The organism is Arthrobacter sp. HLT1-20, assembly GCF_054510895.1.
Map to the genome: position 1 here is coordinate 1 of NZ_JBTNDR010000001.1, position 21,883 is coordinate 21,883.

Annotated in this window: 18 protein-coding genes; 12 read left to right on the forward strand and 6 right to left on the reverse strand. The window is 61.8% G+C overall.

What is annotated here, in order from left to right; genetic code table 11:
* Positions 1-331 precede the first annotated feature (331 nt).
* Positions 332-1,318 carry an EamA family transporter RarD gene (gene rarD, locus ACX80Q_RS00005; protein ID WP_459328486.1) on the reverse strand — a complete coding sequence of 329 codons (987 nt, stop codon included), beginning with the start codon at positions 1,316-1,318 and terminating at the stop codon, positions 332-334.
* A gap of 73 nt (positions 1,319-1,391) precedes the next feature.
* The gene (locus ACX80Q_RS00010; protein ID WP_459328487.1) at positions 1,392-2,492 is read right to left on the reverse strand and encodes a hypothetical protein; all 1,101 of its coding nucleotides are present in this window, start codon (positions 2,490-2,492) and stop codon (positions 1,392-1,394) included.
* A 222-nt stretch (positions 2,493-2,714) separates the two neighbouring features.
* Between ACX80Q_RS00010 and ACX80Q_RS00015 the strand changes: the two genes are divergently transcribed.
* The 6 genes from ACX80Q_RS00015 to ACX80Q_RS00040 all read left to right on the forward strand — a co-directional run bounded on the left by ACX80Q_RS00015 (position 2,715) and on the right by ACX80Q_RS00040 (position 12,433).
* A complete protein-coding gene (locus tag ACX80Q_RS00015; RefSeq protein ID WP_459328488.1) occupies positions 2,715-3,806 on the forward strand; it encodes a putative Ig domain-containing protein in 1,092 nt (363 codons plus the stop codon).
* 180 nt (positions 3,807-3,986) lie between these two features.
* Positions 3,987-5,393: an FAD-dependent oxidoreductase gene (locus tag ACX80Q_RS00020; protein WP_459328489.1), complete on the forward strand. Its 1,407-nt coding sequence runs from the start codon at positions 3,987-3,989 to the stop codon at positions 5,391-5,393.
* 157 nt (positions 5,394-5,550) lie between these two features.
* A complete protein-coding gene (locus ACX80Q_RS00025; RefSeq protein WP_459328490.1) occupies positions 5,551-7,401 on the forward strand; it encodes a DUF7927 domain-containing protein in 1,851 nt (616 codons plus the stop codon).
* A gap of 232 nt (positions 7,402-7,633) precedes the next feature.
* Positions 7,634-9,355, forward strand: a complete 1,722-nt coding sequence (locus tag ACX80Q_RS00030) for a sigma-70 family RNA polymerase sigma factor (protein WP_459328491.1) — start codon at positions 7,634-7,636, stop codon at positions 9,353-9,355.
* Positions 9,356-9,485: 130 nt separating this feature from the next.
* Positions 9,486-10,994, forward strand: coding sequence for an amino acid permease (locus tag ACX80Q_RS00035; protein ID WP_459328492.1), 1,509 nt, complete (start codon positions 9,486-9,488; stop codon positions 10,992-10,994).
* A 98-nt stretch (positions 10,995-11,092) separates the two neighbouring features.
* Positions 11,093-12,433, forward strand: coding sequence for an anaerobic C4-dicarboxylate transporter family protein (locus ACX80Q_RS00040; RefSeq protein ID WP_459328493.1), 1,341 nt, complete (start codon positions 11,093-11,095; stop codon positions 12,431-12,433).
* Positions 12,434-12,447: 14 nt separating this feature from the next.
* Here ACX80Q_RS00040 and ACX80Q_RS00045 read toward each other — a convergent pair whose 3' ends face one another.
* Positions 12,448-13,614 carry an N-formylglutamate amidohydrolase gene (locus tag ACX80Q_RS00045; RefSeq protein WP_459328494.1) on the reverse strand — a complete coding sequence of 389 codons (1,167 nt, stop codon included), beginning with the start codon at positions 13,612-13,614 and terminating at the stop codon, positions 12,448-12,450.
* Positions 13,615-13,778: 164 nt separating this feature from the next.
* Between ACX80Q_RS00045 and ACX80Q_RS00050 the strand changes: the two genes are divergently transcribed.
* Complete coding sequence (locus ACX80Q_RS00050; RefSeq protein WP_459328495.1) at positions 13,779-14,555, forward strand: oxygenase MpaB family protein; 777 nt, start codon at positions 13,779-13,781, stop codon at positions 14,553-14,555.
* A 7-nt stretch (positions 14,556-14,562) separates the two neighbouring features.
* Here ACX80Q_RS00050 and ACX80Q_RS00055 read toward each other — a convergent pair whose 3' ends face one another.
* Entirely contained in the window at positions 14,563-15,198 is a 636-nt protein-coding gene (locus tag ACX80Q_RS00055; RefSeq protein ID WP_459328496.1) for a DUF2461 domain-containing protein, read from the reverse strand.
* A gap of 150 nt (positions 15,199-15,348) precedes the next feature.
* Here ACX80Q_RS00055 and ACX80Q_RS00060 point away from each other — a divergent pair, with 150 nt between their 5' ends.
* Both ACX80Q_RS00060 and ACX80Q_RS00065 read left to right on the forward strand, forming a co-directional pair.
* The gene (locus ACX80Q_RS00060) at positions 15,349-15,813 is read left to right on the forward strand and encodes a Fur family transcriptional regulator (RefSeq protein ID WP_459328497.1); all 465 of its coding nucleotides are present in this window, start codon (positions 15,349-15,351) and stop codon (positions 15,811-15,813) included.
* A 5-nt stretch (positions 15,814-15,818) separates the two neighbouring features.
* Complete coding sequence (locus ACX80Q_RS00065; protein ID WP_459328498.1) at positions 15,819-17,285, forward strand: catalase; 1,467 nt, start codon at positions 15,819-15,821, stop codon at positions 17,283-17,285.
* Positions 17,286-17,501: 216 nt separating this feature from the next.
* Here ACX80Q_RS00065 and ACX80Q_RS00070 read toward each other — a convergent pair whose 3' ends face one another.
* Both ACX80Q_RS00070 and ACX80Q_RS00075 read right to left on the reverse strand, forming a co-directional pair.
* Positions 17,502-17,831, reverse strand: coding sequence for an ankyrin repeat domain-containing protein (locus tag ACX80Q_RS00070; RefSeq protein WP_459328709.1), 330 nt, complete (start codon positions 17,829-17,831; stop codon positions 17,502-17,504).
* A gap of 83 nt (positions 17,832-17,914) precedes the next feature.
* Positions 17,915-18,763, reverse strand: coding sequence for a hypothetical protein (locus ACX80Q_RS00075; RefSeq protein ID WP_459328499.1), 849 nt, complete (start codon positions 18,761-18,763; stop codon positions 17,915-17,917).
* 152 nt (positions 18,764-18,915) lie between these two features.
* Between ACX80Q_RS00075 and ACX80Q_RS00080 the strand changes: the two genes are divergently transcribed.
* Genes ACX80Q_RS00080 through ACX80Q_RS00090 form a run of 3 tightly spaced genes read left to right on the forward strand, consistent with a single transcriptional unit; the run spans position 18,916 to position 21,621 of the window.
* On the forward strand, positions 18,916-19,617 hold the full coding sequence (locus ACX80Q_RS00080; protein WP_459328500.1) for a histidine phosphatase family protein: 702 nt from the start codon (positions 18,916-18,918) through the stop codon (positions 19,615-19,617).
* The gene (locus ACX80Q_RS00085; protein WP_459328501.1) at positions 19,604-20,950 is read left to right on the forward strand and encodes a sensor histidine kinase; all 1,347 of its coding nucleotides are present in this window, start codon (positions 19,604-19,606) and stop codon (positions 20,948-20,950) included. Before ACX80Q_RS00080 ends, ACX80Q_RS00085 begins: the two co-directional genes overlap by 14 nt.
* Positions 20,947-21,621 (forward strand): response regulator, encoded by a 675-nt coding sequence (locus ACX80Q_RS00090; RefSeq protein WP_459328502.1) that lies wholly within the window; start codon positions 20,947-20,949, stop codon positions 21,619-21,621. The genes ACX80Q_RS00085 and ACX80Q_RS00090 overlap by 4 nt, the downstream gene beginning before the upstream one ends.
* Positions 21,622-21,883 lie beyond the last annotated feature (262 nt).

Genomic DNA, 21,883 nt, shown 5'->3' on the forward strand with positions numbered 1-21,883 from the left:
TCTCTCTCCCTATTTTGGTTTTGTGGCCCGGGGCTGTTCCCCCTCGTTTTTTCTTCTCCCCCCCCCCCCACAACTGCCTTCCACACGCCGTCGAGAGCTCCCCCGGCCGTGGTCCGCAAGGTCTCATCGAGAGGCACCAGTGCATGGTCCGTGGGCTCGATGCAGGCTGCGTCCAGTCCCAAGCCAGCGCTGGCGGGGGGTGCGACCCGTGATGCCGAACTCGGCAGCCCGGCGGCTCAGCTGCAGAAACCTGCGCGGTAGATAGGCGTCTGGCGGGGGCGCAGGCTAGGTTAATGCTGGTGCCGCCCATCATGCCCTGCTCCACAAAAAGCTAGAGCGCGGCCACCTTCCGCAACCGGGACGTGCGGCGGTAGTTGGCCAGCATGTCCACCACCAGGATGATCAAGGCAACCCAGACAATGGAAAATCCGATCCAGCGTTCCAAGCTCATATGTTCGCCAAAAATGGTCAGCGCAACAATGAACTGGATGACCGGCGTCATGAACTGCAGCAGGCCAATGCCCGTCATGGACAACCTGCTCGCGGATGCGCCAAACAACAGCAGCGGCACAGCCGTGATGATGCCGGAGGCCGCAAGCAGCCAGAAGTGGCCAGGGCCGAACCCCGTCAAGGTGGCCTGTCCCAGAACGGTCAGCACAGCCATGGTGGCGAGGGCGAAGGGGGCCAGCACCGCCGTTTCTATGCTGAGGCTGGTGATGGCATCAACCTTGCCACCCATACGGTTCTTCACAAATCCGTAGCTGCCAAAGCTGAAGGCTAGTACCAGAGCAATCCAGGGGAGTTTGCCGTAGCTGAAGGTCAGCACCACAACAGCAACGAAGCCCACTCCCACAGCTGTCCACTGCAGCGGTCGGAGCTTTTCCTTGAGGACCAACACGCCAATCAGTACGGAGACCAGTGGGTTGATGAAGTAGCCCAGGGAAGCCTCAATGGCGCTGCCTGTGGTCACGGCGAACACGTAGGTGAGCCAATTGATCACGATGAGGAAGCCGGCAACCGTCAAGGTTCCCATGATGCGGCGATTCTTCAGCGCAACACGTACTTTTCCCCAGCCACGGCTTACGGTGATGACAAGGGCGCAAAAGAAAAGCGACCACACCACGCGGTTTGCCACGATCTCGATGCTGTTGGCGGGCATGAGCAACAAGAAGTAGATGGGCAGCAAACCCCACAGCCCATAGGCCCCCACACCATAAAGGACGCCGGTTGCTGCTTCCGAGCGTGCAGGCTTGCCGTACTTCAGCCGATTCTTCGTAGGATTGTTGATTTGGGGTTCTTTAACGCTCACAATCCCCATAACAACACCGATGCGAAATAAAATCCACGTCCACTTCGAATCGAGTGGACGGCAAGCGGCTCCCGTACAGGGTTTAGAACACGTGCTGGACGTTACCGCTCAGTACCGGGGCGTTATTGGCGCCATTGGATTGGAATCCCAAAATCTTGATGGGATTGGTTCCGGTGGCTGTGATGGAGAGGTTGGAGAGTGCGCAGCCGGTCAGCAGCCACTGATTGGCGCCATGGTTGTTTGCCTTGATGTTGGTGTACCACAGGGTGTTGCCGCTGAAGGTGGGAGGCAACAGCCCATCGACTACAACGCCTGCCCCGGGATCGGCGCTTGTGCCGCCAACGGGGAATGCTGCATTGCTGGTCCAGCGCGGACCGCCGCTGCCGTTGCTGTGGTTGAAGGTGTTGCCGGAGACTGCGCCATGATTCCAGTTGTCCGAGGTCTGGCTGCCGTAAGGGCTGGTTTTTGCGTATGCGTAGTAGGCGCCGTAGCAGTTCACCACAACGTTTGATGTGACAGTCAAGTTGCCACAGCTGTTCCAAATCGCTAGGCGGTTTGCTGTGAAGATGTTCTCGGACAGCGAGCAGTACTCGGCACGGTCGGTGAAGGAGACACCAAAGTAGCACCTGACAAAGGTGTTGCCCTGGATGTGTCCGCGGTAGGAGAAGTAGTCATCGCCCGTGGAACCTGTAACCACCACGCCGGCGCCGAGCCAGAAGTTGAAGTCACAGTCAGTGATGCGGAAGCTTGTGCAGCGGGTCAGCTTGATGGCCGTGTGTGCGAAGTTTGCGGGCTGGTTCAGCGGATCCTGAGTGCGGCCCTGAAGGGTCAGTCCGCGAATGGTGATGCCCATCTTTGACGTTGCCGTGAAGGCTGTCATGTTCTCCGTTGCCACGGTGATGATGGCGCCGTTTCCCTCAATCAGGGTGTTGTTGGGCAAATCAACCGTGGCTGCCAAGGTGTAGGGGGCGCCTGCCACCAGTTGGACCTGCGGAGTCGCGGCCAGCACAACCGCCCAGTCATCGCCCGGGCTCAGCACGGGAAGCGCGGTCGCCCCAGTGGCGGCCTGTGCGGCGGGCGAGAGGGCCACCCCGGCCAGGGCGCCCAAACCAGCAACGCCTGCACCGGCCAGGAGGCCGCGCCGGCCCAACGACGAGGAAGGTCTGGAGGTTTGACGTGCCATGTGGGATCTCCTGTAACAATCAATCGCTGACGATGAAACTGAACTAATGTGACTCAGAATACACATCCGCTGTCTCGGTGGTGCAGGAATGCATGAAATGTGACGAGACCGGACTGCGTGCAGCCGTCAGAGTTGCACCATCAAGCACTTTTAGGGGAGTCATCAATGAGGCAGTGGCGTGGAGCTAAGTCTGTGCTGGCCGCTTGTGCCGTGGCTTTTCTGATGGTCAGTGGGAGTGTGATGGTGGCCGGGACTGCCCAGGCCTCAGTGTCCGCTGAAGTTGCCGTTCGCATCGAGGCGGGCCCACAAGTCAACCAACCGCTGGCGAATTCAGGGTGCTATCCCAGCGGGCTTTCCCGCAGCTACAGCGTGGTCACGTTCCGCACCACCACCTCGGGGACCGGAAGCTTCAGGGCTGCTGTGACGGCTCAAAATGGCGAGCTGGTGGCGGCGCTCTACGACGGTTCCTTCACACCCACCAATACAGTTGCGCGCTGCCTCAAACGCACTGTTGGTGCTGCTGCCGGTGACAGCGCCTCGATCCATTGGAGCGCCCCAGCCTCGGCGGATTCAACGGACGCCCACACGTGGTCACTGGTGGTTTTTGCTGACGCAGCCACAGCCGTGGATGCGTCTGTATCCCTGACCAGCAACGGGACCGTGAGCATTGAGGGCCAGCCATTGACTTTGCTGGCCGAGGACTTGGCCGATGCCGCTGCGGGACAACGCTACGAAGGCACCGTGGCGAGCATCAACGGGACGCCGCCGTACAAGTATTCCGGCACGGGCTTTCCAAGCGGGTTGGCTATCGACGCGCTCACGGGCGCCATCAGCGGCACCCCCGCCGCGGGAGGCGCCTTCATGCCGGTCGTTACCGTTACAGATTCAGCAGCCACGCCAGTCACAGCATCCAAGACCCTGCCCTTGATAGTGGTTGCCGAGGCTCCGCCCACAACCCCCGCGCCCACAACCCCCGCGCCCGCAACCACAGCGCCGGCAACCACAGCGCCGGCAACCACTATTCCGGAAACCACTGTTCCCTCCACAACGCCACCGGCGGAGACAACGCCGGCAGCAACATCATCCGCGCCCACAATTCCGGCAGAAACCGCTCAACCGCCCACAACCCGGGGTGCAACAGAATCGGGGGCAAACAGCCCGGCGGGGGCAGCCTCGGCTGCAGGGGCCGGCACGGGGAAGCTCCCCACGACAGGCTCCACAGTCCTGGTTACGGCAGCCGCGGGGTCAATAATCCTTGCCGCGGGACTTGTCGTCACCGGCGGAATCAGGCGCGGAAGGGCTCGCCACAGCTAGCGCTCGCGCTGAGGGGACCGGCCCTCCCGTACGGTGAGGGTTTAGTCACTTTCATTCGGCGGCCCTTACCGGTCCCGCAGCTTGGCAATTAGACTATGAACGCGGCGCTTAATTAGCGCTTCCGTGCGTAACCTTTGTATCTCTAGATGTTGCGATTCACAGTTCGGAAGGACTTCTTTCTTGGCTAATTCAAGCGCCACCCGCCCATTCCGTGTCGCCATCATTGGCTCCGGCCCGGCGGGCGTTTATGCGGCAGATATCTTGACCAAGTCTCAGGAAGTGGCTGGTGGCGATGTTCAGGTCAGCATCGACATCTTTGAATCGCAGCCGGCACCCTATGGCCTGATCCGCTATGGCGTTGCCCCGGACCACCCCCGCATCAAGGGGATCGTGAACGCCCTGCACAAGGTGCTGGACAGGGGAGACATCCGGTTCTTTGGCAACGTCACCTACGGACGGGATCTGCTCCTGAGTGATCTGCAGTCCTGCTACGACGCGGTCATCTTCGCCACGGGTGCCACCAAGGACGCTGTCCTGGACATCCCTGGTGTTGACCTTCACGGCTCCTACGGTGGCGCCGATTTTGTCTCTTGGTACGATGGCCACCCCGATGTGCCGCGCACGTGGCCGCTGGAGGCCAAGGAAATCGCCGTCATTGGCAACGGCAACGTGGCCCTGGATGTGGCCCGGGTGCTCTCCAAGCACGCCGAAGACATGCTGGTGACCGAAATCCCGGAGAACGTCTACGCCGGTCTGGTGGAATCGCCCGTGACGGATGTCCACATTTTTGGCCGCCGCGGTCCTGCACAGGTCAAATTCACCCCGTTGGAACTGCGCGAACTCAGCCACTCCCGCGACGTGGACATTGTCCTCTATGAAGAGGACTTTGACTTCGATGAGGCATCCGACGCAGCCATCAAGAGCAACAACCAGATCAAGACCATGGTCAACACCTTGACCAACTGGCTCGCGGAAGACCACGACGAAAACCGTGTTCCGGCGTCGCGCCGTCTGCACTTGCACTTCCTGCACACACCCGTGGAGATCGTTGGCACGGACGGGCGCGTGTCCGGGATCCGTTTTGAGCGCAATGAGCTCGACGGCACGGGCAACGTCCGCGGCACCGGCGAGATGCTGGACTACCCGGTCCAGGCCGTCTACAGGGCCGTGGGGTATCTGGGCTCGGAGCTGCCCGAGGTCGATTTCGATGCCCGCAAGGGTGTTATCCCGAACGACGGCGGACGGGTGTTGGGTGCCGACGGAACCCAGATTCCCGGCATCTACGCCACCGGCTGGATCAAGCGGGGGCCCGTGGGCCTGATTGGGCACACCAAGGGAGATGCCTTGGAAACCATTGGCTGCCTTCTCGAGGACCGCCTCACCCTTCCCCAAGCCCAGCGCCCGGGCGAGGATGAGATTGTCCAGCTGCTGGAAGCTCGCGGGGTGGACTACACCACCTGGGAAGGCTGGAACAAGCTCGATGCCCATGAAAAACAGTTGGGCGCGGCCGCCTCGGAGGCCGGTCCCGTGCAGCGCGAGCGCGTTAAGGTGGTTGACCGCGACGAGATGGTGAACATCTCCAAGTAGGTAGATACTCCGCAATTCTGATGTGCCCGAGAATCCGTCAAATATGAACTAGTTCACATTTGACGGATTTTCTCGTCATAAACAGTGGCGGCAGCACTCTCACCCTATGACCAGCCGAATTCCCGGTTGGCGTCAAGGTGAAAGTTGATTGCTACTCATGACGAGAAAAACCCTTTGGCGGGGGCACAAAGTTGCCGGTGCGGTGGCTGCCATTGCAGTGGCCGGAACCATGGTGGCAAGCGCATTGCCCGCATTGGCCAGCACCACGGCCGCTCCCGCCAACATTTCCGCCGAGGCAGCGCCAGCCGTGTCTCCCAACCCCGAACTTCCGCAACGTTGCGGCCTGAATCTGGCCATGGTCTTTGACATGTCGTCGTCCATGACCAATGACGACGTCAAGGGCGTCAAGTCGGCAAGCACCGCAGCCGTTGCTGCACTGCAAGGTACAGGTACTACCCTGGGCGTCTACAGCTTTGCCACCTTCGCAACGCAGCAGTTGGCGCCAACCTCCCTGGCCACCGGGCAGGGAACAGACAGCGTGAAGGCGAGCATCGACGGGCTCGTCCGGCCCGGCGATTCCCAGGCCTGGTTCGGCGGCACCAACTGGCAGCAGGGCCTGAACATTGTCCCCACCGACGGCTACGACGGCGTGATCTTCTTTACCGACGGACTTCCCACCTTCTTTGGTCAAACCCCGCTCAATGAAGAACAAAACGGTGCCAGCGGGAATGGTGGCACGGGCCAAGGCGGCGACAGCAACGTCATATCCTCCCTGGATGCTGCCATCCCCGAGGCCAACCGGCTCAAGGACGCCGGGACGCGGGTCATTGGTGTGGGAGTAAAGGGTGCCGATGCTGCCCGGCTGGCCCAGATCTCCGGCCCGAATGAGGGATCCGACTACTTCACCACCAACTATGACGACTTGGCGAAAATCCTGAAGGACATCGCCACAGCAGGATGCACTGGCACCTTGAACGTGAACAAGGCCGTTGAGGCCTTCGGCTCCACGAACACCACACCCGGCGAAGGCTGGAAGTTCGATGCCACACCCGCCAATGCCGCCGCATCCGTGCTGACCACCGGCGCCAACGGCCAGGCCGGCATTGCCTTGGACTTTCAAGCCAAACAGCCTGTCACCGTGACCATCAAGGAACGGCAGCAGCCGGGCTACACGGTGGTGCAAAACGGCGGCTACAACGCCGTGTGCACCCGTGACGGTGCGCCGCTGGCCGTGGCAAATACTAACGACGCCGGCAACGTTGGCTTCGAGGTCACCGCAGTGGCCGGCACCGTCACCTCCTGCACAGTGACGAACAAGGCCCCCGTCATGGCATGGACCATGGCCAAGACCTCTGATACGCAGGGCTTGGTCAGCCCGGGTGACACCATCAATTACACGGTTGAGGCACGCAACACCGGTGAGGGAACCGTGGATGGCATTTCCTTCCGTGACGACCTTACCGGCGTCTTCAAGGCTGCCTCATTTGTTGCCGGCTCAGCAAAACTCACAGTAGCCGGTGGTTCCCCAAGCAACGTGGCTGACCCCACTGCCAAGGTGCTGACTGCGGGGCCGTTCAGCCTGGCCAAGGGCACCACGGCAACCCTGAAATATCAGGTCACAGTCAATGACGATGTCTTCGGAGCAACCCTAACCAACTCGGTCACGGGGTCGGGTAAGGTTCCGCCCGCTGAATGTGTTGACGAGAAGCCCTGCACCACCACCCACATCGTCACACCCAAGCCCACCACGTCGGCGAGCGTATCCCCGAGTGCGACGCCGACCCAGAACGCGACGGCTACGACCAAGCCCACCACGCCTGCCGCAACGAGCAAGGCCGCAACAACCGGAACAGCGGGCGGCCCGACAGGGAGCGCGGCAACAGCCGTGGCGGACAAGGACTTGGCGCAGACCGGAGCCACGGCATTCCTGCCCTTACTTCTTGGTGGGTTGTTGACGGCCGGCGGTGTCACCATGCTGCTGCTTCGACGGATTCGCCGCACGCACTAGGAGTCACGGGTAAGGACTTCTAGGAGAAGTACGTTTTGCCGTCGCGGGCGGCCCACTGATGAACAGATGGGCAGCCCGCGGCATTGGTGGTTAAGGCAAAAAAAGTTTGTTCAAAAAGTTATCAATTGTCGCGTCATGATTCTCGGCTTATGCACTCACAGTGCAAAAGCAGTCCATGAACGTAGACTAATCATTCCTGCGAGCAGGCCTCAGCCAGCGTAGAGGGGACAAGTTGACTCGGAATCACGTTGATGAACCCGGCGAAGGTACTGGCATCACGCCTGCCGGTGATGAAGCGATGCTGCTTCAAGTGCGCGCCGGCAACACCGAAGCCTTTGCTGGCCTGTACGAACGCCACGTTGGCTCCGCCATGCTTACCGCGCGTGGATACGCCCGCAATCCCAGCGACATTTCTGATCTGGTGGCGGAGGCCTTCGCCAAGGTGCTGGAGAGCATCCAAGCTGGACATGGGCCCACCGTCTTCTTCCGCGCGTACCTGTTGACAACGCTGCGCCGCCTGGCCACCGCCAAACGGGTCGCGGATGAAAAAAATGTCCCCACGGATGACCTTGAAGCGGTCATGGAGGCTGCACCGCACAAGAACCCGGCCGTGGCGGCCTTCGAGACGGAGGTTGTGGGCAGGTCATTCCAGGATTTACCCGAGCGCTGGCAGGCAGTGCTTTGGTACTCCGAAGTGGATGGCATGACCCCGGCGGACATGGCCCCCATGATGGGCATCTCCGCCAATGCCGTGGCCGCCCTTGCTGTGCGTGCACGTGAGGGCCTGAAACAGGCCTACCTGCAAAATCATGTATCAACTGCCGAAGCCGGGTGCAGCTACTACGCTGGCAATCTGGGCGCCTACGCGCGTGGCGGGCTGACGCGGAGGCGCTCAGACAAAGTCGAGGCCCACCTGCAGGACTGTTTGCGTTGCACCGAAACGTTGCTGCATCTCAATGACGTGGGCGCGGGAATGCGGTCCATCATTTTCCCCGCGCTGCTGGGTTTCAGCCTTGCCGGGAAGGGCACCATCGGCGGCTCAGGCGTTGCCTTGGGCGTGGGAAAGCTGTCTGCCAACGGAGGCAAGGGGACGGGTGCCGTGGCGGGCGCCGTCGGCCCAGTTGGCGCGGCCGTGGCCGCCTCTGCGATTGGTCTGCTTCTGGTCGCCGCTGCGGTGGGCGCCGCCGTGTTGCAACCCAGCCTGAATGCTGGCAGCAATCCCGCCCCCATTGCCTCATCCATGGATGTGGAGAGTCCCGCAGGCATTGCCCAGCTCCCGGCCGCGCCAAGTGTCCGGGCCTTGGAGCCCGCGCCTCAGCCCACGGAGAGCCAGGCCGCTGGGCCGCCGCTGGGAAGTGGCCATGACGTGGGCCAAGGCGTCCAGCTGCCACCAGCCACATGGCGAGCATCGTTGGTCCCTACGGCGAGGCCTGCGCCATCGCCACGCCCAAGTCCGCACGCTCCCAGGCCGACTTTGACGCCGGATCCTGGCTCCCCGCCGTCGCCCACTAAAACAGCACCGTCACCAACCCCAGCACCAAGCCCAACGCCAGCACCGTCGCCAAGCCCAACGCCATCGTGGGAAGGCGGGAACATCTCGGCCTCGGCAACCATTTCGCGCTGGGGTTTCCCTACTGCAACGGTCCGGGTGAGCCTCACCCATGCCAGTGAGGAAGAACTTCGCAACGCCACAGTGTCCTTCACCATTTCCAAATATTGGGTGGAGCTGCCGCTGGGCATCAGCGGTCCAGACGGTTGGGAGTGTGTGGATGCCTCGAGCGCAATGCTGGGCCAAGTCATCTGCACCGCAGCCAGCTGGCAGCAGGGGGAGGCAAGTTTCGATCTGACGGTGCCAACCATGAGCATCATGAGCGGCTACCCCCTGGAGCTCGCGGCCGCTGCGACTGGCGCCGCCGATTTGAGCGAAACCCTGCTTTTCCCCCCTCCCAACTGACGTGTTCGACATGACACAACATGTCGTACGAAAGTCTCGAATAGTGAGACAAAGTTCAGTGAAAGTGATTATTCTGATAGTGATCGCTACTGTGGGCTAGTTGAAAATACCTGAAGATTAAGCGGTTTACATGAACTTGTTCAGAACTAAATCGATCGAGCATTCTCTAGCAGATGCCGACGAACCAGGCCACGGCCTCAAACGAACCCTCACCACTTGGGACCTGATGATCATGGGAATTGCCGTCGCCGTTGGCGCGGGCATCTTCTCTGTTGGCGCAAAAGCTGCGGCTCATCATGCCGGACCGGCCGTCACCATTTCCTTCGTTTTGGCGGCCATCACCTGCGCCTTGGCCATCATGTGCTACGCCGAATTTGCTACGGCAATTCCAGTCACCGGCAGCGCCTACGTGTTTACCTACGCCACAGTGGGCGAACTCCTGGCCTGGATCATTGGCTGGAACTTGATCCTTGAATTGCTCATGGCGGCCTCGGTGATTGCCAAGTACTGGGGTATCTACCTCAGTAACTTCTTTGAGGCAGTGAACCTGGACATTCCCTCAAACTTCGCGTTGGGTCCGGTGACAGTGTTCTGGGGGCCGCTGGTTGTTGTTGCTGTCTTCACGTTCATTCTTGTCATGGGCACCAAACTTGCTGCCCGCATCAATAACGTCTTCACCCTGATCAAAATTGGGATCGTCCTCTTTGTGATCGTGGTGGGTTTCTTCTACGTCAAGGTGGAGAATTACCAGCCGTTCGTTCCGCCGTCCCAGCCGGCAGTTGTCACTGACACCTCCTGGCAGGTCCAGCCGTTCCTGTCATTGCTGACCGGCGCCGACCCGTCCATGTACGGCTTTGTTGGCATTGTCTCCGGTGCGGCCCTAGTGTTCTTTGCCTTCATTGGTTTTGACGTTGTGGCCACCAGCGCCGAAGAAGTGAAGAACCCTTCCAAGACCCTGCCCCGCGGCATCTTTGCCGGCCTGGCAGTTGTGACAGTCTTGTACATCCTTGTCACCCTGGCCGTCACCGGAATGGTGTCCTACAAGGATCTGGCCCAGGTTGCTGATCCATCGCTGTCCACGGCGTTCTCGCTGGTGGGTGCCGAATGGGCCGTCGTCATCATCTCCCTGGGTTCCCTCATTGGCCTGACCACTGTGATCATGGTGCTGCTTATGGGCTTGGCCAGAGTCATGATGGCCATGAGCCGCGACGGCTTGCTGCCTCGTGGATTGAGCAAGACCTCTGACCGCCACGCAACGCCCGCGCGGACACAAATCCTCAGTGGCGTTTTTGTTGCCATCTTGGCTGGTTTCACGCCGGTGGAACTGTTGAGCGAAATGATCAACATTGGCACCCTCAGTGCCTTCGTCATGGTGAGTATTGGCATTTTGGTGCTTCGCCACAAGCGCCCGGACCTGAAGCCCGCATTCCGGGTTCCCTTTGGGCCGGTGATTCCCGTCCTTTCAGCCGTGCTGTGCATTTACCTGATGCTGAATCTGGCAACGCTGACCTGGGTATTCTTCGCCGTTTGGGTTGCCATTGGCTTGGTGTTTTACTTCAGCTACGGGCACTGGAACTCGCGTCTGCGTCGCGAAGAAGCGCTCGCGGCAGCCGAGAAAACAGGCGCGCCGCAGCTGTAACTGAGTGTGCCAAAAAACTGGCTGCCCCCATCCGACCCTTTCTTAGGGGACATCCGGTATCGTTTTGACGAAATTGGGTATTCGGCTGGGGGCACCAAATGGAGACAGTTCGGTTCGTCATTGAATTGCTGGTGGTGTTGGCTGCCATCGTCATGGGCACCAGGGCCAGCGGGGTTGGCTTGGGCCTGTGGGGCGGTGCTGGTGTAGCCGTGCTGGTGTTCATCATGGGCCTTCCGGTGGGCTCACCGCCGGTGGATGCCCTCCTGATTGTCATGGCCGTGATCGTTGCCAGCGCCACCATGCAGGTGGCTGGCGGCATCGACTGGATGGTTTCCATTGCTGCGAAACTCATTGCAGCGAACCCCAAACGGATCACTTTCATAGCGCCGTTGGTGTCCTTCCTCTTCGCTGTGGGGGCCGGTACAAGCAACATCCTGTACCCGCTCCTGCCGGTAATTTCTGATCTTTCGTACCGCAACGGGGTGCGGCCCTCACGCCCGCTTTCGCTGTCAGTGGTTGCCACCGGTGTGGCGCTGGCCTGCAGCCCCGTTTCTGCCGCGATGGCAGCCATGGTGACCCTTACGGCCGTTGGGCCCTACAATTTTGAGCTCATTGACATCATCAAGGTCACCTTCCCGGCAGCCTTGATAGGCATAGTTGTTGCAGCGTTCGTGGTCAACAAACTGGGCAAGGAGATTGAAAACGATCCCGAGATCCAGGCCAAGATCGCCGCTGGGGTCCTGGCAGCACCGGGCGCCGGCGGACACGCTGCTGAGGTTCAGGTCACCGTCACGAAGGCTGGCCGTAATGCTGCGTTGATCTTCTTTGTGGGCGTTGCCGCCATTGTTGTCTTTGGGCTGTGGAAGGACCTCCGGCCCGCCGATGCGGACGGTCAACCCATGGCCATGACCCCCATGATCGAGGTCATCATGCTTCTGGTCGGCACCTTGATCCTGCTCGTCTGCAAGCCCAAGGTGTCCGAGGTTCCCGGCACCACAGTATTCAAGGCGGGCATGGTCTCAGCCATTGCGCTCTTTGGCCTGGCCTGGCTGACGGACACATTCCTGAGCGCCCACAAGGATCAGATCGCCTCAGGTGTGGGGGCGCTGGTGCAGCAAGCCCCCTGGATCTTCGCCCTGGGCGTGTTCCTGGTCTGTGTGCTCACCACCAGCCAATCCACGGCTACAAGAACTGTGGTGCCCATTGGCCTGGCTGCGGGAATGGCCCCGGCCCTCCTCTCAGGAATGTGGGCAGGCGCCTTTGCCGGCATCTACCTGCTGCCCACCAATGGTTCACAGATTGCCGCGGCAAACTTTGATACCAGCGGTTCCACCAAATTGGGAACCAAACTCTACGATCACTCCTTCTTCATTCCCACGCTGGTGCTTGCCGTGGCCACCCTGATTCCCGGGGCGATCCTGGGAGCGATCCTCAGTTAGCCGGCGGCGGGGGACTACTCCGGACGAGCCGCCAGGTAGGCGCGGAACTCGTCCCAGCTGTTTTTGCAGGAACGCGCCACGTGGGCTGTCCAGGCCTTGTCCTCCTCGGGCCAGTCGACGCCCGGCCGCTGCAGCGCGGCAGTGGCTTCAGCACCGAGCAGGTATTCCCGAAGGAACTCCGCCTGGACAGCGCCAAGAGCAATGTGGCTGGCTCCAGCCGGACGGCGGAAGGTTGAATCCGTCAATTCGCGGAACAAGGCGCCGGAGGCGATGATCTCCTGACTCCCCAAATAGGGCTTGTTCAGGGCCACCGCTGCTGGGTCCGGGACCTGAAAACCCAGCCTGTGGCATTCGGCGAGGATCCGGAGCATGGCCGGATCCATTGTGACAACGTCTGTTCCTCGAGGCTCACCCTTCGCGTCCCCCCGGTTGGACAAGGCCACTACCTCCGGGAGTCTGTCCGCTTCGGCCCGCTCCACATTGACTGCCCCCTCCCGGGTGGTCGTGTGATTCATGGTGTCGTGAAATGACAAGGTGAACACGTGCCCCGGGATGCCGCTGCTGGCTGCACGCGCCGTTGCGGACTCCACCACGGCGCCGCGCAGGCTGTCGCGGGTCGACTCGTACACTTCCAGTCCGCGGTGGGCCACCTCTTCAAAGACGTCAACCATGTGCTGGAGCTCGGCGTCACTGGTGGGAACCTTGAGCAGCGGGTAAAACGAGAAGGTGACGGGACGGATGGTGTCCACGCCACCGAGGTCCACCTTGTTCCAGGTGCCGGCCGCACGGACACGTTCAAATGCCTCCCGAAGCTGAGCCCTCAGATCGGCGGGCCTGGCCCGGTTCGGATCCCGCAACAAGCGGGGGTGCGGGTTCTGGACGTAAACAATGTTCGGATCCGCCGCCGCCCAGGCCTGACAGACGGGACCGGTGGTGCGGTCGCTGTAGTCGAATTGAAGGCGGTGGGTAAATTCCGGGGCCAGGAACTCCACGAGTTCTTCGGGGACGGCATCCCCCGCATGGGGCGTGGAAACCACCAGATCGGCAGCCGCAATGGCATCTTCCAGGGTCCTCCCGTTGTCCTTACCCTGGTAGTACGTGATGTCCGCACTTGAAAAGGTTGTCCCGGCTGGAATTACCACGGGGGAGCCATTGGCTTGCGAAGTGGACAGAGCTGACATGGGAATGACCGGACCTTCCATAAAGGGCGGAGAGAAGTGTTTTGAGCCTACCGGTGCGTACAGTCGCTGGAAAGTGTTTGTGCAGCACGCCTGCTTTTGTGTCAGGCTGGCTGTGCGGAACCGGCAATGTCCGCCCAGTGGACGACGGGGATCAAGGAGAACTGATGGTGCAGGAGCGGGGCATTGCCAACATAGCGCCCGAATCCGTCATGTTGGCGGGGGCGGGCCGGGCCATCCTGCTGCAGCTGGCCAACCCGGGAGTTGGGTATGGGGTTGCGCATCATTCGCACTTCGCGAACAATCCGCTCCGTCGCCTGCACGGGACGTTGGGCTACATTTACGCCCTCACCAACGGCACTCAGGAGCAGCGGGCAAATGTGGTCCGGCAGGTGCTACGGGCACACAGCGGGGTGAGCTCGGCGGCGGCCAGCACTCACCCGGCCTACGACGCACGGGATCCGCGGCTGCAATTGTGGGTTGCTGCAACACTGTACGACTCCGGCATGCAGGTCTACAGCCTGGTCTTCCCAGCGCTGTCTGCGGCAGAGGCCGAAGCCGTCTACCTGGACTACGGTGTGCTGGGAACGGCATTGGGGATGCCCGCCGAGTTGTGGCCCGCCTCAACGGCTGACTTTAACCAGTACTGGGACAGTCACGTGAACCTGCTTCGTGTTGATGCGACCATCCGTGGGGTGGCCAACGAGATGCTGGCGGCCAGGAACGCGCCCCGGTGGATCAAAGCGCTCATGCCACTGGCACGCTTTCTCACTGTAGGGCTGCTGCCTGCACCAGTTAGGGAGCAATACCATTTTCGCTGGACGCAGCGGCAGGAGCGCGCATTGCAAGCCTTCCTGTGGATGCTCCGTTGCGCCGTCAAAGTTACCCCGGCCCGGCTGCGCCATGCCCCCATGCGCTATTACCTCAGGCGTATTCCCGGATAGCCCGCAGCTACGGGGCAGCGTAGCGAACCACCCAATCCACCAGGGGGCGCAGCTGCTCCCAGTGGCCGGCCACGTGCTTGCCTGCGTCCACGCTTTCAAGCCAGTCAGGTATTCCCAACGCCATGGAGGCGCTGAGAGTCTTGTGTTTGAGTAGCTCGGCCCGCCCGTGGTCCTTGGGGAAGCCCCTCGGGACAGTCTTGAGGGTCTCACCCTCAATGCTGAAACCGGAACCGGAAAGCCCGGCGAGGATGGCCGCCAAAGCGTTTCCGCTGACCGTTGCATCCACTGCCGCGCGGTAGCGAGACAGCTGGGCGGGGGAGAAGGAATGGTAGCCGCCACCCATCAGCAGGCCGTCGGCACTGAGCTGCAGATAAAAGCCCACACCCTCGTGGTTAGACAGAAACATGCCCTGCGCCGTCTTGTAGGGCGTCTTGTCCGTGCCGAACCGCACGTCCCGGTAGGGCCGGAACAGCTTGGCCGCACCAAATCTGGACTCTAGCGAATCCGCCAGCGCCTGCAGCGGGAGCCGCACATCGGCGTCGTACGTGTCCTTGTGCTCCACCCACCAGGCCTTGTTGTTGTTGTTTTCCAGTGCTGCGTAGAACTCCATTGCTGTTGCTGGAATGCCCGTAAAAGTGTTCATGGACCGAGCCTAGGGACACGGCGGCGAGGGCGCCAGGGGTAGCGCGGCCATGGTGCATATGTACGGGCCGAATCGGGGCTGTGCAGGAATTAATCCAATATTAACCCAGCCTTACTGGACTGAGTCCAGAAAAGCTGCCATGATGGACCCATGGTTGAAGAACGGGCGCTGGAGGAGATGTTGCGGGCAGTTTCACTGCGCGTGACCCGGCCTCGCGTTGCCGTTCTTGCTGCAGTCAACTCTCATCCGCACGCCGATGCCGACACCATTATTGGTGCCGTGCGGGCTGTTCTGGGCAGCGTGTCCAAACAGGCCGTGTACGACGTGCTGGCGGCACTGGTGGAGGCCGACTTGGTGCGCCGCATTGAACCGCAGGGCTCTCCGGCCCGCTTTGAAACGCGGGTGGGGGACAACCATCACCACGTGGTGTGCCGCTCCTGCGGGAACATTGCTGACGTGGACTGCGCCGTGGGCGAAGCTCCATGTTTGCATGCCTCCAACAGCCACGGATTCGTCATTGACGAGGCCGAGGTCATCTACTGGGGCATGTGTCCGGACTGCACAGCCAAAAGACTTGTGAATCAACAAAATCCGACTATCACTAGGAGCGAATAGCAAATATGACTATCGAAAACACCTCCCCGCTGACCACGGCCGCAGGCGCCCCGGTTGCCAACAACCAGGACAGCATGACAGCTGGCCCCCGCGGCCCCATGCTCCTGCAGGATGTTTGGTTCCTGGAGAAGCTGGCCCACTTCAGCCGCGAGGTCATCCCCGAGCGCCGCATGCACGCCAAGGGCTCCGGCGCCTTCGGCACCTTCACGGTGACCAACGACATCACCAAGTACACCAAGGCTGACATCTTCGCCGAGGTGGGCAAGAAGACGGAAATGTTTGCCCGTTTCTCCACCGTGGCCGGCGAACGCGGCGCTGCCGACGCCGAGCGCGACATTCGCGGCTTCTCGCTGAAGTTCTACACCGAAGAGGGCAACTGGGATCTGGTGGGCAACAACACCCCCGTGTTCTTCTTCCGCGATCCCCTGAAGTTCCCGGACCTGAATCGTGCAGTGAAGCGCGATCCCCGCACCAACATGCGCAATGCCGAGAACAACTGGGACTTCTGGACTAACCTGCCCGAGGCGCTGCACCAGATCACGATCGTCATGTCCGATCGCGGCATCCCGGCCAGCTACCGCCACATGCACGGCTTCGGCTCGCACACCTTCTCCCTGATCAACGCCGCGGGCGAGCGTTTCTGGGTCAAGTTCCACCACATCACCCAGCAGGGCATCAAGAACCTGACCGACGCCGAGGCCGGTGCACTGGTTGCCGCGGACCGCGAGTCCAGCCAGCGCGACCTCTTTGATTCCATCGAAAACGGTGACTTCCCGAAGTGGAAGCTTATGGTGCAGATCATGCCCGAAGCCGATGCTGACACCTACAAGTACCACCCGTTTGACCTGACAAAGGTCTGGTCCAAGAAGGACTACCCGCTGATCGAGGTGGGCGAGTGGGAGTTGAACCGCAATGCGGAGAACTACCACGCCGATGTTGAGCAGTCCTCCTTCACCCCGGCCAACGTAGTTCCGGGCATCAGCTTCTCCCCTGACCGCATGCTGCAGGGCCGCTTGTTCTCCTACGGTGACGCAGCGCGCTACCGCCTCGGTGTGAACCACCATCAGATCCCGGTGAACGCGGCGCGCAACAACGTCAACACCTATCACCGTGACGGTGCGGGCCGTGTTGATGGCAACCAGGGCCGCACCCCCGGCATCGAACCGAACTCCTACGGCCGCTGGCCCGAGCAGCCGGCCTACGCCGATCCGGCACAGGCCATTGGCGCCGTTGCTGACCGTTTCAACTACCGCGAAGACGATGCCAACTACTTTGAGCAGCCAGGCATCCTGTTCCGCGAAAAGATGACGCAGGAGCAGCGCCAGGTGCTCTTCGAGAACACCGCGCGAGCCATCGACGGCGCCTCGGCGGCCACCGTTGAGCGCCACATCTTCAACTGCACCCAGGCCGATCCGGCCTACGGTGAGGGTGTCCGCAAGGCCATCGAAGCCCACCAGGCGTCCAAGGCTTAGTCCCCGCGCCCTCCCAAGACGGAGCCGCTGGCGCGCCTCCGTTTTGGGTCCCTCGGGCGCGTGGGCCCAGCCACGTACGACGGCGGCACGTGCCTTTCGCTTCGCAGCGAAGGGCGGGTGCCGCCGTCGCACTTTAACATTCGTCGCAGCCTGCCGAACGTACAGTAGATGCCGATCCGGGGGCCCAACATCGACCACAACTGTACGTTCGGCAGGCTAGGGGAGCAGGTGTTCGCGGCCGAACATGGCGGCAGCGGCACGTGCCGAGGGGGTTCCGGCGTCGAGATCGGCCCCTGCGGCAATGAGCAGGGCAACCACCTCATCCTCGCCCTTGAAGAGTGCGCCGGCCACGGGGGTCTGGTCGCGGCCATTGCGCAGATCGGGATTGGCGCCCCTGGCCAGCAACAGGGCCACCGTTTCGGCCTGGCCACTGTAGGCGGCGAGCATCAAGAGCGTGTTGCCCGCGGAATCTGTCTGGTTGAGGTCGAAGCCATGGTCCAGGAATTCCGTGAGCTGGGCGCTCTCGCCGGCGCGGGCAAGGTCCATGGCCAGTGCTACGAGGCGCTGGGTTTGGCCGTCATCGAGGGTGCCGTCAGTGGCGGCGTGGTCTTGGGGTGCTGGTTCGTGGCTCACCCCTCCAGCCTAGCGGCACAGGGGTCCTTGGCTAGTGGAGGGCTAGTGGAGCGGGCCGGGGGAGGCCGGTGGGCGTTAGGCCCAGCTGCGGGCAGATCCAGAGCCCCCGCAAGAACAAATTCCGCCACCGGATTACGGGACCCACCATGGCGGCGGCCAAAAATGTTGATGGTCGCCTCGCCGCCATCACCCATCCCGACCGGGCCGCCGCCATCCCACTGTTCACAGGCCCACAAGGTGGCGCCCGAAAAGGGCGGATCGGCGCGGGTGAGCAGGGATTCCAGGGTGGCGGCAAGTTCCAGGATCCTTTCAACTCCCAAGTTCCTCAGCATGACTGAAGGGGGTTCCGGGGCGGTGGTCCAGTGTGAGCCGCCAAGCTGAACGATGCGGAATGCCCCTGATGGCAGCGCGGGCGGCGGGGTCTCCGGGACGTCAAGGCTGTGCAGGGCCTGCCGCAATGCAGAGTCAGCGCCCGGTGTTACAGCTTCAACAAGCCGGTCATGGGCGGGGGGCCGCAAGATGCTGGAGGGTGCCGGAAGTTCGTCACCCTCCAGGAACACGTGCACGGTAGGCGTTGAGGTTTCTGCCACCGGCTCCCCGATGGCATCCCCCACCGGCTGCCAGTTCAGGGACACATAGATATGGCCGCGGACAGGGCCGTGAAGGTATTCCGTTGCAGCAATGAGTCGGCGGTAGCACTGCAACAGGTCGCCGGCGGAATCACTACCAAATGCCAGGGCCGGATCATTGAGCCGGATGACAAAGTGCCCGGTGGTCAGGGCAGCTTTGGGCCGGCGGATGCCCCAAAATGTCGAAGCAAACAATTGTTCACGCACTGCTGCCATGCCGATCCTCCATCCCGGACACGAGGTGAAAGCATATCCCACATAAGGCCGTTGCCCCGCGGTGATGATGGCGCCGTGACGGCCGGTGACACCAGCCCCGCCCTGGCACCCAATGCGGCACACAATGCTGGCGAGTAGGACAGAATGGAAGCATGCGACTGATCTTGATTAGGCACGGCCAAACCCCCAACAACGTCCTGGGCCTCTTGGACACGGCAGTGCCGGGGCCGGGTCTGACATCCTTGGGCGGGCTGCAGGCGGAGGCGCTGGTGGATGCCCTGGCAGGTGAAACCATTGACGACCTGTACATTTCAAATCTGACCCGCACAGCATTGACGGCCGCACCCTTGGCTGCCGCGCGCACGCTCACCCACACCGTCAAGACCGGATTGCGCGAAATTAGCGCTGGCACCTTGGAAATGAAGGGCGATAGGGCTTCCGTTGAGGCGTATCTCCTGACCCTGAAATCATGGCTTACGGGCGATCTTGAGGTCCGCATGCCCGGCGCTGAAACGGGCCGGCAAGTGCTGGAACGCTTTGATGCGGTGGTTGCGGAAGCGGCCACCCTGCGCGGCGACGGCACTGTTGCCATGGTCAGTCACGGTGCCATGATCCGGTTCTGGGCAGGCTACAGGGGCATCAACCTCGACTGGTCGGATGCCAAATATCATGACCTCTCCAACACAGGAATTGTCATCCTGGAAGGTGAGCCAACCCCGAGCAGCAGCCCGGGAGGGTGGGAGATCCGCGCGTGGCATGGCTCACCGGCCGGCGGGCTCAAGGGCCTGGAAGAAGACGGACCCACAGCAGAACTGACAGCAGAGGCCATAGTCAACGGACATGAAAACGGCTAAGAACTCCCCAACACACCCCGGTGGGGTACCCGCACCGTTGGAGGCGATGACCTCCGCAGTGGCCCCCACCAACGAATCCACGCCGTTCAGCACAGTAAATCTGTGGCGCATGAAAGGGATCAGCTGGGTTTGGCTGGCCACGGCTGCCATGTGCATTGCCCTGCTCGCCGTGGGGGCGCCACTGAACATGAACCTGTACGGCATGTCGCTGCCCTTTGGACTGGGCCTGACAATCCTGCACGTGGCATCGCTGGGCCTCACGGCGGCCAGGCCGGTTGCCGGGGTGCTGGTCTCCATCATTCCGATGACGATTCTGCCGTTGGTTTCCATTCCCGTGGGCGCAGCGCCCATGCCCTTCAGCGTGGTGGCGATCGTTACACAAGTTCTTGTCATCTGTGTGGCTGGCTTGCGCGCCCACTGGATGGTGGCGGCAGGTGCCTGGCTGGCCAGCGTTATGGTGGGTGTTGTTTCCAACTACCTGACCCTGGGCGGGGTCCAGTCCGACGGCGCGCAAAACAATGTGGTCATTTTTGCTGCCGTGTCTGGCGGGCTCATGGTGGCTGCCGTGGTGGCCCAGCAATGGCAGCACCTGCGCGCGGAGCTGGCAGCCGAACGCACTGTAAGTGCGGAGGAGCAGTCGCGGCGCCGTCTCGCGGAGGAACGCACCCGCATTGCCCGCGAACTTCACGACGTGGTGGCTCACGGCATGTCGGTGGTGGTGGTGCAGGCAACCACCGCCAGCTACCGTCACGCAGGCCTGAGTGATGAGCTGAAACAGGAATTTGATGACATTGCCGCCAACTCACGCCGTGCCATGACGGAGATGCGCAGCATGCTCGGTTCACTGCGGAACGCCGAGGCTGGCCGTGAGCTGGGGCCACAACCCACCCTGGACGATCTGCCACAACTTTTTGCCTCGGCCCGCTCTGCGGGAGTGCGCATCGCCGAACCCGCGCTGTCCGACGTCGAACATCATGAAATTGGTGAGATCATTGCCCTGACCACCTACAGGATTGTTCAGGAAGCGTTGAGCAATGTCATCCGGCATGCCCCGGGCGCCACCGTCCGGGTGGGTTTTGCGGTGCACAATGGCACCCTAACCGTTTCGGTGGTCAACTCCAGCTCAGCCGTGGGGGCCGTCATGGCGCAGCTGGACAAGGGTGCGCACGTGGGCCAGGGTCTCATTGGAATGCGTGAACGGGCGGCCATTGTGGGCGGCTCCGTGGTGTGTGTTCCCACGGCTGGCGGCGGTTTCAGCGTCACAGCCAAGCTGCCGCTGAGCGCTGGCACCTCAAACGCGGGAATGTCAGGCAAAGGAGGCGGCCAGCTGTGAGTATCAGGGTGCTTGTTGTGGATGACCAGGCCATGGTCCGGGAGGGGTTCGCCGCCCTTCTTGGCGCCCAGGATGACATTGAGGTGGTGGGCCAGGCCGAGAACGGTGCCCGCGCCGTGGAGATGGCGCGGGAGCACCGCCCGGACGTGGTGCTGATGGATGTCCGCATGCCAGTCATGGACGGCCTGGAGGCGGCCCGGCAGATACTCGCTGGCGCACCGCAGGAAGCTGAGAGCACTATTCATGTGCTGATGCTGACAACCTTCGATGTTGACGACTACGTCTACGACGCCCTGCGCCTGGGTGCCAGCGGCTTCTTGCTCAAGGATGCGCTCGCCGACGAACTGGTGGCGGCAGTGCGGATTGTGGCCTCTGGTGAAGCCCTGCTGGCCCCGTCGGTGACCAAGCGGCTGATTGAGCAATTTGCCGTTGCTGGCGCTAGGCCCGTGTTGTCCAGGGAACGTCTGGATGGGCTAACCGACAGGGAACTTGAGGTCATGACGTTGCTGGGGCGCGGCTTCTCCAACCAGGAAATTGCTGCGGAGCTGTTCATCGCCCAGCAAACGGTCAAGACGCATGTCAGCAAGATCCTGGCGAAGCTCGGGTTGCGGGACAGGGTCCAGGCAGTGGTGCTGGCCTATGACACGGGGCTGGTTGAGCCGGGCTCTTGAACGCCCCGCTCACTAGCTAAAAGGTGGAGGCTGCCGCTGGCTCTTTGGCCAGTTGACTCGGCGCGTGCCTGTCCGATGTGCCAGACATTTTGTTATCCATAACTTAATTGCTGGTACCGGTCTCATTTTGGCTCGCAATAGTGTTACTTTCTTCTCTAGCAGCTGATGGGGGCCAGCAGCTGTGGGCGGTGTCCTTGCGCCCGCGTTGGATCCTTTCGTCCTATCTGGACAGTGCGCTTCAAGCCACGATTTCTACGCTGGG

Coding starts and splice junctions, on each gene's coding strand:
- rarD (WP_459328486.1), bottom strand. CDS start 1,318: ATGGGGATTGTGAGCGTTAAAGAACCCCAAATCAACAATCCTACGAAG.
- ACX80Q_RS00010 (WP_459328487.1), bottom strand. CDS start 2,492: ATGGCACGTCAAACCTCCAGACCTTCCTCGTCGTTGGGCCGGCGCGGC.
- ACX80Q_RS00015 (WP_459328488.1), top strand. CDS start 2,715: ATGGTCAGTGGGAGTGTGATGGTGGCCGGGACTGCCCAGGCCTCAGTG.
- ACX80Q_RS00025 (WP_459328490.1), top strand. CDS start 5,551: ATGACGAGAAAAACCCTTTGGCGGGGGCACAAAGTTGCCGGTGCGGTG.
- ACX80Q_RS00035 (WP_459328492.1), top strand. CDS start 9,486: ATGAACTTGTTCAGAACTAAATCGATCGAGCATTCTCTAGCAGATGCC.
- ACX80Q_RS00040 (WP_459328493.1), top strand. CDS start 11,093: ATGGAGACAGTTCGGTTCGTCATTGAATTGCTGGTGGTGTTGGCTGCC.
- ACX80Q_RS00045 (WP_459328494.1), bottom strand. CDS start 13,614: ATGTCAGCTCTGTCCACTTCGCAAGCCAATGGCTCCCCCGTGGTAATT.
- ACX80Q_RS00050 (WP_459328495.1), top strand. CDS start 13,779: ATGGTGCAGGAGCGGGGCATTGCCAACATAGCGCCCGAATCCGTCATG.
- ACX80Q_RS00055 (WP_459328496.1), bottom strand. CDS start 15,198: ATGAACACTTTTACGGGCATTCCAGCAACAGCAATGGAGTTCTACGCA.
- ACX80Q_RS00060 (WP_459328497.1), top strand. CDS start 15,349: ATGGTTGAAGAACGGGCGCTGGAGGAGATGTTGCGGGCAGTTTCACTG.
- ACX80Q_RS00065 (WP_459328498.1), top strand. CDS start 15,819: ATGACTATCGAAAACACCTCCCCGCTGACCACGGCCGCAGGCGCCCCG.
- ACX80Q_RS00070 (WP_459328709.1), bottom strand. CDS start 17,831: ATGGACCTTGCCCGCGCCGGCGAGAGCGCCCAGCTCACGGAATTCCTG.
- ACX80Q_RS00075 (WP_459328499.1), bottom strand. CDS start 18,763: ATGGCAGCAGTGCGTGAACAATTGTTTGCTTCGACATTTTGGGGCATC.
- ACX80Q_RS00080 (WP_459328500.1), top strand. CDS start 18,916: ATGCGACTGATCTTGATTAGGCACGGCCAAACCCCCAACAACGTCCTG.
- ACX80Q_RS00085 (WP_459328501.1), top strand. CDS start 19,604: ATGAAAACGGCTAAGAACTCCCCAACACACCCCGGTGGGGTACCCGCA.